Raw genomic sequence first — 12818 nt, 5'->3', positions numbered from 1 at the left:
TCAGGCTGCGGCGCCGAAGATGGCTTGCCACAGGCGCACGACGTTATCCGCATGCACGCGCACGCGCTCCGGTTCCACGCGGGCCAGGTCCTGCCCCTGCAGGCGCAACTGGTGCTGCAGCTTGCGCAGCGTGCGGTAGGCGTCGGCGACCAGGGCGGCCAGCTGGGCGTCGATCAGTCCCAGTTCGCCGCACAGGCGCAGCAGGGCGATATTGCCCGAGTTGGCCGTCAGTTGCGGATACTGTGCCGCATGCTGGAGCACCAGGTATTGCACCATGAACTCGATATCGATCATGCCGCCCGGATCCTGCTTCAAGTCAAAGCTGCCCGGGCGGGGTGGATGCGCATCCAGCATCTTCTTGCGCATGGCCACCACTTCGCCCTTGAGCGGACCGTTTTCCGGGCGCTCCTTGCGCAAGATCGTGTCGCGGATGCGCTCAAAATGCTTGCCGATGGTGGTATCTCCGGCGCAAAAGCGCGCGCGCGTGAGCGCCTGGTGTTCCCACACCCAGGCTGCGCTGCCCTGGTAGCGCTCGAATGCCTGCACGCTGGAAACCAGCATGCCCGAGGCGCCGTCGGGACGCAGGGCGATGTCGATATCGAACAGGATGCCGGCCGACGTGTGCGAGGTCATCCAGGTAATGAAACGTTGCGCCAGCTTGGCGTACAGGCCGGGCGCTTCCTGGTCGTCGTCGTCGAAGAGGAAAATGACGTCCAGGTCGGACACATAGCCCAGTTCCTTGCCGCCCAGCTTGCCGTACGCGATGACGGCGAATTTCGGCACGTCGCGGTGGCGCGTCGGCAAGGTTTGCCAGACGGCTTGCACGGTGGCGGCGACGATGATGTCGGCCAGCTGCGACAGGTAGTCGGCCAGTTTTTCCACGCTGAGGTCGCCCGCCAGGTCTTGCGCCAGGCACTGGAACAGCTGCGCGTGGTGCATTTCGCGCAGGATATCCATCTGCCGCTCCGTGTCGCCGGGCGCGTCGTCGAGCTGGCGCTGCAGGTCGAGCGCCAGGGCGGCCGGGTCCGGCACCGTGTTGCGGATGCGCTCATCCAGCAGTTCGTCGAGCAGGATCGGGTGCTGCGTGAGGAAGGTGGCGGCCCAGCCGCTGGCGCACACCATGCGCACGACGCGCTCGAGCGTATGCGGGTATTCCGTCAGCAGCGACAGATAGGCCGAGCGGCGCGCAATCGCTTCCAGGAAATCGAGCAGCCGGCCCAGGGTGGCCAGCTGGCTGGCATTGCCGTTGGACACGGAGCAATCCGTGATCAGGGGCAGGGCGGAATTGACGAGGGCGACGAGGCGCGTGCGGCTCGCCTCGGGCAAGGACTGTAAACGGGGCGCCTGCCACGTGGCCAGCAGGCGGCGCGCGCAGGCGGCGGGCTCATGGAAACCCAGGGCGGCAAAGCGCGCTTCGATGGCTTCCTGCTGGTCGGATGCGGCGCAGTCATTCGACGTTTGCGGGTCGATGCCCGTGTCGGCCGGCGGCGTGCCGCTGCTCTTGTCGCTGAACATCTCGTCGAACTGGCCGGCGACAAATACGCGGTGTGCTTCCAGCTGGGCCAGCAGGGTGGGCGTGTCGGGCAAGCCCATCATCTGCGCCACGGTCAGGCGATCGGCGTCATTCGCGGGCAGGGTGTGGGTTTGCGCATCGTCCAGGTATTGCAGCCGGTGTTCGAGGTTGCGCAGGAAGGTGTAGGAGCCCAGCAACTGTTCCACGATGGCCGGCTCCAGCAAGCCCTTGTCTGCCACCGTGCGCAGGGTGGCGCGCGTGGAACGTTCGCGCAGCTCGGCGTCGCGCCCGCCCCGTATCAATTGAAACACTTGCGCGAGGAATTCGATTTCGCGGATGCCGCCACGGCCCAGCTTGACGTTGTTGCTGCGGTCCGGGTGCAGACGTTCCTGGCGGTTGACCTCGGCGCGGATCTGGCCGTGCATGGTGCGGATGGCATCGATGACGCCGAAATCGAGGTAGCGGCGGAAGACAAACGGGCGCACGATGGCGTCGAGCGAGGCGATATCCTCGGCCTTGCCCGTTACGGCGCGCGCCTTGACCCAGGCGTAGCGTTCCCATTCGCGCCCTTGCACGATCAGGTACTGTTCCACCATGCTGAGGCTGGCGGCAAGCGGCCCCGAATTGCCGTTCGGGCGCAAGGCCATGTCCACGCGGAAAGTAAAACCATCCTGCGTGATCTCGGCCAGGGCGGCGATCAGTTTCTTGCCCATGCGAATGAAAAACTCGTGGTTGGACAGGCTGCGCTGGCCCGCCACGGTGACTTGCGTGTCGCCATCTTCCGGGTAGACAAAGATCAGGTCGATATCCGACGAAACATTCAGTTCGCCGCCGCCTTGCTTGCCCATCGCCAATACCATCAAGGCCTGTTCCTCGCCCGACTCCTCGCCGACAGGCATGCCGTGCAGGGCCACCATTTCGGCCATGATGGCGTCCACATGCGTGCGGATGGCGAAATCGGCAAAGCCCGTCATGGCCGTGACGACTTCGTTCAAGTCGGCCTGGCCGCCAAGATCGCGCGCGATCAGGCCGCAGACGAGCAGGTTGCGCAGGCGGCGCATGGCCCGCTCGGGCGGCAGCGGCGGCGTGGCGGCATTCGCCTGGGCGGCCAACTCGGCGGCAAAGTCGAGCCCGTCCAGCGGCGCGCGCACCAGTTGCGCCACCTGCGCGGCGCGCTCGGGGGCGGCGTCCAGCCAGCGCTGGTAGAAACGGGAGGCGGAGATCAAAGGCTGTGTGCTCATGGTATCGGTAAGTGTCTCGTGGATGCTGCGTGCATGTTCTTGCTTAACTTGGCTGCGAACGGCGGGGGATGCGGTAAAATTGTGCCGCCGGCCCAATACCGCCGGCAGTGCGTGCTCTTCCGGACGATGGTAAGGGAGGCTTTGCTCAGACGCAAGCGCAAGGATGCAGGCGCGCACCACGAATGCAGACGATTTTTGCCATTATTTGACGCCGGGCCAGTTTATTAGCTTATTGATGCAAAAACCGCCAGAAGCAAGCGTGACAGAACATGTGCCATTGGCCCTGCGCTGGCAGCGGCTGCGTGCCGCCTATCGCATGGCCAACCTGGCCACCCACCATGTGTTGGGTTTTACCATCAAACTGGTATTGCTGGCGTACTTCGCCTTCGCCGTGCTGTTTTTATTCCTGCGCTACGCGATCTTGCCGAATATCGATTACTACAAAGGCGATATCGAGCGGGCGGCCAGCCGCGCGCTGGGCAACCCTGTCAGCATTGCGCGCATTTATGCCTCCTGGCATGGCGTACGCCCGAATCTCTTCCTTGGCGACGTGACCCTGCGCGACCAGGCGGGCCGCCAGGCGTTGAGCCTGCCGAGCATATCGGCTACCGTGTCGTGGTGGAGCGTGCTTGGCTCCGTGCGCTTTACTACCCTGGAAATCACGCGGCCCGACCTGGACGTGCGGCGCAGCAAGGATGGCAAGCTGTACGTAGCCGGGGTATTGATCGACAGCACGCAAGGCAGCGATGGCAAGGGCGCCGACTGGCTGCTGTCGCAGCATGACATCATCATTCGCGACGGCAAGGTGCGCTGGACGGACGAAGCGCGCGGCACACCCGAGCTGGCTTTATCGCAGGTCAATGTGCTGTTGCGCAACCGCTGGCGCAGCCACCGGCTGGGCTTGCAGGCCACGCCGCCCCCTAGCCTGGCCGCGCCCATCGATGTGCGCGCCCACTTCACGCATCCGCCTTTCAGCACGCGCATCTCGGATGTGTCGATGTGGAAGGGGGAACTGTACGCCGACCTGAAAAATGCCGACCTGGCCGCCTGGCGCCGCTATCTCGACTATCCGTTTGAACTGAGCCAGGGCAAGGGCGCCTTGCGCGCCTGGTTGAGCCTGGATCACGCGCGCCTGGCCGGCTTCACGGCCGACGTGGGCTTGACGGATGTGCAGGCGCAGCTGGGCGAACATATCGCGCCGCTCGACTTGCTGTCGGTCAGCGGGCGCATTTCGGCAAAGGAAGAGCTGTCGGCGCAGGTGCCGGACGGCAAGCCCACCTTTGGCGCGAATGGGCACCAGGTCGAGTTGACGAATTTTGCGGTGGAAACCCGCGATGGCCTCAGCCTGCCGCCCACGACCCTGTCCGAACGCTTTGTTGCCGCCACGAAGCGCAAGCCGGCGCGTACGGAAATCACGGCCAAGTCGCTCGATTTGCAGACCCTGGCCGCATTGGCCGACAAGCTGCCGCTGGGTGAACAGCAGCGCCAGCGCCTCGACGCCCTGGCGCCGCGCGGGCGTTTGCAGGACTTTTCTGCGCAATGGGAAGGCGAGATGGCGACGCCGGTCAGCTACCGTTTGCGCGGCAAGCTCATCGATCTGGGCCTGAATGCGCAGCCGGCGCGCCTGGCCGTGGCGAAGACGGCGACCAGCCCTGCGCAGGCGGCCGCACCGGCTATCCCCGGTTTCGATCATTTGACGGGCAGTATCGACGCCAGTGACAAGGGCGGCAAGATCGATATCGATGCACAGGGATTGGTATTGCAACTGGCCTCCTACTTGAGTGAGCCGGCCTTGCCGTTCGAACAATTCGAAATGGAGGCGCGCTGGGCTTTCCAAGCAGACAATATGCTGCAAGTTGACCTGGACAGGCTTGATTTTAATCAACAAGGCATGCGGGTCGCCTTGCATGGTTCGCAGCGTTTGCCGCTCGACGGCAGCAAATTGGGGCAGGTGGATGTGACGGGCACGATCGACAACTTCCAGATCAACACCATCGGCCGCTATCTGCCGCTGCAAACGCCCGAGCACCTGCGCCACTGGCTGACGGGCGCATTGGAGGGCGGCGTGGCGCGCGATGTCAGCCTGCGCCTGCGCGGCGAACTCGAACATTTCCCCTTCAAGGCCGACACCCCAGCCCAGCGCAACCGCGGTGACTTCCGCGTGGCCGGCAAGATCGAGAATGGCACGCTGAACTACGCGCCCGGCGAATTTGCGGAAAGCGGCCCCCAGGCCGGCAAGGCACCGCTGTGGCCGCAGGCGGAAAAGATCAAGGGCAGTTTCGTGTTCGAGCGGGCGCGCATGGAAATCCGCGGCGACACGGCCACCACGGGCGGTGTGGCCTTGACGAATGTCAAAGCCGTGATCCCCGACCTGACTGTCTTCGACACCTTGCTCGATATCGAGGGCAATGCGGCCGGCCCGATGCAGGAATTCCTCAAGTACGTGACGGCCAGCCCCGTGCTCGGCTGGATCGAGCATTTCACGGATGAAACGACGGCAACGGGCAACGCCAAGCTGGCCCTCAAATTGCACTTGCCGACAGAGCGCATGCTCGAGTCGACCGTGCAGGGCAGCTTGCAGCTGGCGGGCAACGACGTGGTGCTGTTCCACGACATGCCGCCCGTGCTCGGCACGCAGGGCAAGATCGAATTCAACGAAAAAGGCGTCAACCTGAATGGCTTGAATGGCAGCCTGCTGGGCGGGCCGCTGGCCATTTCGGGCGGTACGCAGCCGGACAGTTCCATCCAGGTGAAACTGGCCGGCAACATGACGATCGACGGCTTGCGCAAGACCTATCCGGCGCCCGTGCTGCAGCGCCTGGCGAAACATTTGAATGGCGGCGCCCGTTACAGCGGCCTGATCACGGCGCGCGACCACCAGGTGGTCGTCAATGTCGAGTCGCCTCTGACGGGCCTGGGTCTGGATTTCCCCGCCCCCCTGAAAAAGCCGGCCGGCGACAGCCTGCCCGTGAAATTCACCCTGACGGGCAATGCGGCCAACGGCGCGGGCTTGCGCACGGACGATATCCGCATCGCGCTGGGTTCCGGCATCGCTGCCCGCTACCAGCGCCAGAAGCAGGGCAAGGATGCCTGGCGCCTGGTGCGCGGCGGCATCGGCGTGAATGTGCCGGCGCCGGAACCGGACAGCGGCATGATGTTCAACGTCAACATGAAAACCCTGGACGTGGACAGCTGGATTGCCGCCGGCAGTGAAATCGCCGGCAGCGGCACGGCCCCCGCCGACAGCGGTGCCGCCGACGATGCGCCCGATATTGCGCAATACGTGGTGCCGGACATGATGGCGGCCCGTGCCAGCGAACTGATGCTGGGGGAGCGCAAGCTGGAAAACGTGGTCGTGGGCGCCACACATCAAAAGGATGTGTGGCAAGCCAATATTGACGCGAAGCAGGTGTCCGGCTATGTAACGTGGCTGGAAACGCCGTCCGGCCTGGGCAAGATGACGGCGCGCCTGTCGTCGCTGATCATTCCCGAGTCGGCCGCCAACGACGTGAAGAATCTGTTGGAAGGAAAAAGCGGCGCCCAGTCGATCCCTTCGCTCGATATCGTCGCCGAGCAATTTGAACTGTTCAACAAGAAGATCGGCCGGCTGGAATTGCAGGCCTATAACACCATGGCGGCAGGCGGGAGGGAGTGGCGCGTGGGCAAGCTGCAGCTGTCGAACCCCGATGGCGCGCTGAGCGGCAATGGCAAATGGGTCATCAAGGATGGGCAAAGCACGACCAGCCTGCGTTTTGGCCTCGATATCGTCGATGCAGGCAAGTTGCTCGACCGCTTCGGCTTTGCCGATACGGTGCGTCGCGGCAAGGGCCGCCTGAGCGGTGACATCGCCTGGAATGGCTTGCCGTATTCGCTCGACATTCCCACCTTGTCGGGGCAGATCGAGATGAACGTGGAATCGGGTCAGTTCCTCAAGCAGGATCCGGGCGCGGCCAAGCTGTTGGGCGTGCTCAGCCTGCAAGCCTTGCCCCGCTTGCTGAAACTCGATTTCCACGATGTGTTTTCCGAAGGCCTGGCCTTCGACGGTATCACGGCCAACGCCAGCATCAAGCGCGGCGTCGTGACCACGGACAACCTCAAGATGCATGGCGTGGCGGCCACCGTGCTGATGGATGGCACGGCCGATATCGCCAATGAAACGACGAATTTGCATGTGGTGGTGATCCCCGAATTTAACCTGGGCACGGGGCCGCTCGTGTACGCGCTGGCCGTCAATCCCGTCATCGGCCTGGGCAGTTTCCTGGCGCAATTGTTCCTGCGCGCTCCCGTGATGAAGGCGCTCACTTACCACATGCAGATCGCCGGCCCGTGGAAATCGCCCGTCGTGACCAAGCTCGATGGTGGTAAATTGGAACCTGTCGCCGTGCCTGCCGCTGCAGCCGTGGAGGCCGTGGCGAAATAGGCGAGGCGTTCGAATGGATAAGAGGTGGCAATGATGCATACAGTCGCAGCAGTACAAATGATTTCCTCGCCCTCCGTGGAAGACAACCTGGCCACGGCGCGCCGGCTGGTGGCGCAGGCCGCCGCCGGTGGCGCGCAGCTGGTGGTGCTGCCCGAATACTGGGCCATCATGGGCAAGCAGGAAACGGACAAGCTGGCCCATGCGGAACAGCCCGGCAGCGGGCCGATCCAGGATGGCATGGCGCAGATGGCGCGCCAGCACGGCATCTGGCTGATCGGCGGCACCTTGCCCCTGATTTCCGGTGAGGAGGGCAAGGTACTCAATACGACGCTGGTGTACGACCCGCAAGGCGCGCCGGCCGGGCGCTACGACAAGATCCACCTGTTCGGTTTTACGCGCGGCACCGAGTCGTACAATGAATCGCGCACCATCGTGCCCGGTGCGCAGGTGCGCTCGATCGAGACGCCGTTCGGCCGGGTCGGCCTATCCATCTGCTATGACCTGCGCTTTCCCGAGCTGTACCGTGCCATGGGCGATTGCGCGCTGATCGTCGTGCCGGCCGCGTTTACCCATACGACGGGCAGCGCCCACTGGGAAGTGCTGCTGCGCGCGCGCGCCATCGAAAACCAGTGCTATGTGCTGGCCTCGGCGCAGGGCGGCTTGCATCCGAACGGCCGCCGCACCTGGGGCCACAGCATGCTGATCGACCCGTGGGGCGAAGTGAAAGCCGTGCTGCCCGAAGGCGAGGGTGTGGTGAGCGGCGAGATCGACCTGGTGTTCCTGGCCGGCGTGCGCGAGTCGCTGCCCGCCCTGGCGCACCGCACCATGTGAATTGAATTGTGAGAAAGAACCATGATCCCATTTGAACCCAATCTGTCCAGCCTGGCCGTGGCGCGCGATATCCTGCTCACGCCGTTCGGCCTGGATGAAGACAAGCTGTTGAAAGCCCTGGGCACGATGTTTACACACAAGGTCGACTATGCCGACCTGTACTTCCAGTCGACCAAGAGCGAAGGCTGGAGCCTGGAAGAGGGCATCGTCAAGACGGGCAGTTTTTCCATCGACCAGGGTGTGGGCGTGCGTGCCGTGTCTGGCGACAAGACGGCCTTTGCGTACTCCGACGATATTTCCGAGCGGGCCCTGCTGGAAGCTGCGGCGGCCACGCGTACCATCGCGCGTGCCGGCGCCGGCAAAATCAGGATCGCGGGCCAGATGCTTGCGCAGGGCGGCCGTTCCTTGTACCTGCCCAACGATCCGCTCGCCTCGCTGGATGCCACGGCCAAGGTGCAATTGCTGGAACGCGTGGAAAAGATGGCGCGGGCGAAAGATCCCAGAGTGGTGCAAGTGATGGCGGGCCTGGCCGGCGAATACGACGTGGTGCTGGTGCTGCGCAGCGATGGCGTGCTGGCGGCCGACATCCGCCCGCTGGTGCGCGTCTCGCTGACGGTGATCGCGGAGCAGAATGGCCGCCGCGAAACGGGCTCGGCCGGCGGCGGCGGGCGTTTCAGCTATGACTATTTCAGCGATGCCGTGCTGGAACAATACGCAACGGACGCCGTCAATTCGGCCCTGGTGAACCTGGAAGCGCGCCCGGCGCCCGCCGGCCCCATGACCATCGTGCTGGGACCGGGCTGGCCCGGCATCCTGCTGCACGAAGCGATCGGCCACGGCCTGGAAGGCGATTTCAACCGCAAGGGTTCGTCCGCGTTTTCGGGCCGCATCGGCGAACGCGTGGCCGCCAAGGGCGTCACCGTGGTCGATGACGGCACCCTGGCGGGCAGGCGCGGCTCGCTGAATATCGATGACGAGGGCAATCCGACGCAGTGCACGACCCTGATCGAGGACGGCATCCTGAAGGGTTACATCCAGGACACCATGAATGCGCGCCTGATGAAGATGCCCGTGACGGGCAATGCGCGCCGCGAATCGTTCGCCCACCTGCCCATGCCGCGCATGACGAATACATATATGCTGGGCGGCGACAATGACCCGGGCGAGATCCTCGCGTCCGTCAAGAACGGTTTGTACGCCGTCAACTTCGGCGGCGGCCAGGTCGACATCACGAACGGCAAGTTCGTCTTCTCGGCCAGCGAAGCGTACATGATTGAAAACGGCAAGCTCAGCTACCCGGTGAAGGGCGCCACCCTGATCGGCAACGGCCCGGACGTGCTCAACCGCGTTTCCATGATCGGCAACGACATGCGCCTCGATTCGGGCGTGGGCGTGTGCGGCAAGGAGGGGCAAAGCGTGCCCGTGGGCGTGGGACAGCCGACCTTGCGCCTGGATGGCATCACGGTCGGCGGGACGGCTTAGATCGCCATTTCAGGAACCTACTGCGCAGCCCACTCTTGAGTTTGCGTTGCTCGCTGTACCTGAAGTACAGCTGTGCTACTCAACCCAATATTGGGCTTGCTCGCTACGGTTCCTGAAACGCCTGATACGTTGAAAATATGACGAAATTCAGAACTTGTACTTCACCCCCGCGCTGATGAAGCGTCCCGCCGCGCCCGCGTAGTCGAGCGGGTTGTAGCCCGTGGCGCCATACGTGAGCGGATCGAGCGGGGCGATCTTGTCGAACAGGTTTTGCACCGTTGCAAACACTTCCAGCTTGGGCGTGGCCAGCCAGCGGGCCGTCAGGTCCACCGTGGTGAACGAGGCGATGCGGCAGCCGCGAGGGGCATCCGTGCCGTCGGCGAAATGCGTGGCGCAGCCGTCCGGATCATTCTTGAACAGCACGTTGTCGAGCGGCGCGCGGTAGTTGACGTTGGCCGTGACCCGCCAGTCTTGGCGCTCCCAGGTGGCACCCAGGTTGATGCGGTCGTCCGGCGTGCCCATGCAGTTGGACACATCGCAATTGCCATGCGTGCCGGCAAAATCGCGTTGCGTGCCATCCTGCTCCGTGCGCAGCCATTTGTACAAGTGCGTCCATTTCAGGTCGAACACTAGGCTGCCATAGTCGCTGCCCAGGCTGAAGCGCTGGCGTGCGTCGATATCGATGCCGCGCACCGTCGTTTGCGCCGAATTCACATAATTGGCCAGCACGGCCGTGATGGCACCCGGATCGCCGGCGATGCCCGTGGCCGTCGAAGGGTCGCGTGCCACATGGCCTTCGGCGATGGCGGTGTCCGTTTGCTCCTGGTTGATTTCATTCTTGCGGCGGATTTGCCACAGATCCACGGAAATACTGGTGCGCGGCAGCGGGTCCCACACGGCGCCCACGGAATAGCTGCGCGAACGCTCGGGCGACAACTTGGGATTGGGCGACGTGATGACGGCGATGGAGGCGGGATCGCAAGCCACCTCCACGCCGATCCCGCAGCGCAGCGGATCGCTGGCGGTGGAAAACGCGGCCAGGCCGCCGACGCCGTTTTCCGCCGCACTGGGGGCGCGGAAGCCCTTGGCGAAGGTGCCGCGCAGGGCCAGTTCGCGCACAGGCGTCCATTTCACGCCCGCTTTCGGGGTATAGGAATTGCCCACGTCGGTGAAATGGTCGGCGCGCAGCGCGCCCGACAGTTCCACGGTTTTCAGCACGGGCGCCAGCACCTCGGCATAGATGGCCGAGGCATTGCGGCTGCCCTTGTAGGCGGAATAGCCGAGGCCAATGATATTGCCCCGCTCCGTGCCCGTGGTGGGCTTCAGTTCCGTCGATTCGTGGCGGAATTCGGCACCCACGGCCACGCCCAGGCCGCCGCCGTCCAGCTTGGCCACCTCGCGGCTGGCCTTGAAGTCGATCTGCGCGATATGCGTCTTGGCATCGTTGGAAATGCGCGGCGACAGGGCCGCGTACAGCTCGGCTGAGTTGAGGCCCGCGTTTTCCGCGATGCGCCACAGGCTGCCGGCCGGCAGGGCCGCATACGCGGGGTTCAGGCTGGCCGCCGCCACATTCGCGGTAGTCGGGTTGAGCAGGGCGAAGGCGACGTCGCGCTGCAGGTAGCCGTTCAAGTCGTTCGTCACCTTGTTCTGCGAGTACAGCAAGGCGCTGTCGATATCCCAGCCCGCCACCGCGCCCTTGATGCCGGCGATAAAGCGCGTGAAGGTGGAATTGACTTCCGACAGGCGCGGCCCCACGTCGGCGGCCAGGTAGCGCAGCCGCGCCGCCGTGCCGAAATACGGATTGTCCGGGTGGGCGGCACCGAGCGACACGCCCGCATTGCTGACAGGGCCGCCCGGGTAGCCGACCGAGCCGCTGACCGTCGACGGCGTGGTGGCCGAGTGCGATTCGCTGTGATATACGTTCAATTCGGCATACGTCTGCAACGCTGGCGTCAGTTGCCAGGCGGCGCGGCCAAAGAAATTGATGTTCTTCTGTTTCGGCTGGATCTGGCCGTATTGTTGCGCAGCATCGGTCAGGCAGCCGCCGCCCGGGTCGCCTTGTGGATGCGTGGTGAAGTTGCCGCAGGCGGCGCCGGGGAAGGCGCGCGTAAAACCCGCGCCGGCGAGATTGCCGCGGTTGTAGTAATCGAGCGTGTCGGGATTGCGCACATTGCCGTTGACGGCGCTGCCGGCCGCATTGTTGGTGGTGATGGCGCCCGCGCCGCTGAGCGACTCCTGCGCGCTGAAGCCCAGGTCGCGCAAGTCGCTGCGGCCGACGGCCCCCCGCCCGGCCCGGTCGCGGTTCCAGATGGCGGCCTTTTCGCTGTATTCGAGATTCAGCAGCACGTTGTAGCGGTCGCTGTCGATGTCGCCGAAGCCGTGCGTGATGGCGGCGCGCGCGTCGCGCCCGTCCCATTCCTTGGTCTTGCCGTAATTGCCCTTGATGGCCGTGCCCTGGTAGTCGCGCCGCAGGATCACGTTGACCACGCCGGCGATGGCGTCCGAACCGTAGATGGCCGAGGCGCCATCCTTGAGGATTTCCACCCGTTCCACCGCTTCCAGGGGAATGATGTTCAGGTCGGCAAACACTTTCTGGCCATCGTCGGCCAGGCCATACGGCGCCACCCTGCGGCCATTCAGCAAGACCAGGGTCGAGGCCGTGCCCAGGCCCCGCAGCGACACGCCGGAAGCGCCGGCGGCAAAGCCGTTGCCGAAGGACGTGGGCACGGAACCCTGGTTGTCGACGGCCAGGGTCTGCAGCAGTTCGGCCACGCTGGACTTGCCCGACTTTTCAATGTCGGCCGCGTTCAGGGTTTGTACGGCCGAAGCCGTTTCAGCCTGCGCGCGGCGGATGTTCGAGCCGGTGATTTCCACGCGCTGCAGGGGCGCGGGTGCGGCATTCTCCTGCGCCAGGACGGGTAGACTCAGCAGCGCACTGGCCAGTGCCAGGCCCAGTCTGGGTGGTGAAAAGGTGGTGGACTGTAAGGATGGTGTCGGGATCATGCGGTTCTCCGGAAAGGTCAGGCAGTCAAAGGTCATCGATACGTCCTTGAGTTTTCTCCGTCCCGCGACGCTGGAATTGATCTAGATCAAGTAGTGCCCCGCTTGTCGTCGATAGAATGGCTGGCGTGGCGTGGTTGCCACGACGGACACAGCGGTGGCGTCCGGTATGCAGAGTCACAGCGCAGATGCACAGCGAGAGTCATGGCGCGCAACTTTTTATGCTTTTTTGCGTGTTGTGCAGTGTAAAACGGCGGTGGCATGCGGCTTTGCCGACAAATATGCTTGCCAACCCTTGCAATTTAGGTTTATAGTCGTTCATCACTTACGG

General features: G+C 64.2%; 5 protein-coding genes. 3 read left to right on the top strand and 2 right to left on the bottom strand.

What is annotated here, in order from left to right; translation table 11 throughout:
• Entirely contained in the window at positions 1-2931 is a 2931-nt protein-coding gene (gene glnE, locus BLT98_RS23055) for a bifunctional [glutamate--ammonia ligase]-adenylyl-L-tyrosine phosphorylase/[glutamate--ammonia-ligase] adenylyltransferase (RefSeq protein ID WP_280141256.1), read from the bottom strand.
• An 82-nt stretch (positions 2932-3013) separates the two neighbouring features.
• On the opposite strand from glnE, the gene BLT98_RS23050 reads away from it, so the two are divergent.
• The 3 genes from BLT98_RS23050 to tldD are packed head-to-tail and all read left to right on the top strand — an operon-like array spanning position 3014 to position 9487.
• A complete protein-coding gene (locus tag BLT98_RS23050; RefSeq protein ID WP_348272743.1) occupies positions 3014-7174 on the top strand; it encodes a YhdP family protein in 4161 nt (1386 codons plus the stop codon).
• 30 nt (positions 7175-7204) lie between these two features.
• Entirely contained in the window at positions 7205-8005 is an 801-nt protein-coding gene (locus BLT98_RS23045) for a carbon-nitrogen hydrolase family protein (RefSeq protein WP_034782501.1), read from the top strand.
• Positions 8006-8026: 21 nt separating this feature from the next.
• Positions 8027-9487 carry a metalloprotease TldD gene (tldD, locus tag BLT98_RS23040; protein ID WP_092611803.1) on the top strand — a complete coding sequence of 487 codons (1461 nt, stop codon included), beginning with the start codon at positions 8027-8029 and terminating at the stop codon, positions 9485-9487.
• Positions 9488-9634: 147 nt separating this feature from the next.
• Here tldD and BLT98_RS23035 read toward each other — a convergent pair whose 3' ends face one another.
• Complete coding sequence (locus tag BLT98_RS23035) at positions 9635-12526, bottom strand: TonB-dependent receptor (protein ID WP_244517651.1); 2892 nt, start codon at positions 12524-12526, stop codon at positions 9635-9637.
• Positions 12527-12818 lie beyond the last annotated feature (292 nt).

The sequence above is a fragment of the Janthinobacterium sp. YR213 genome (genome assembly GCF_900099875.1).
GTDB classification, from domain to species: Bacteria; Pseudomonadota; Gammaproteobacteria; order Burkholderiales; family Burkholderiaceae_D; genus Janthinobacterium; species Janthinobacterium lividum.
The sequence above is the reverse complement of the archived record's forward strand: the minus strand, read 5'-3'. Positions and strand labels throughout refer to the sequence as shown.

Excerpts from the sequence above, each read along its gene's own strand:
- BLT98_RS23045 (WP_034782501.1), top strand. The coding sequence starts at position 7,205 with ATGATGCATACAGTCGCAGCAGTACAAATGATTTCCTCGCCCTCCGTG.
- tldD (WP_092611803.1), top strand. The coding sequence starts at position 8,027 with ATGATCCCATTTGAACCCAATCTGTCCAGCCTGGCCGTGGCGCGCGAT.
- BLT98_RS23035 (WP_244517651.1), bottom strand. The coding sequence starts at position 12,526 with ATGACCTTTGACTGCCTGACCTTTCCGGAGAACCGCATGATCCCGACA.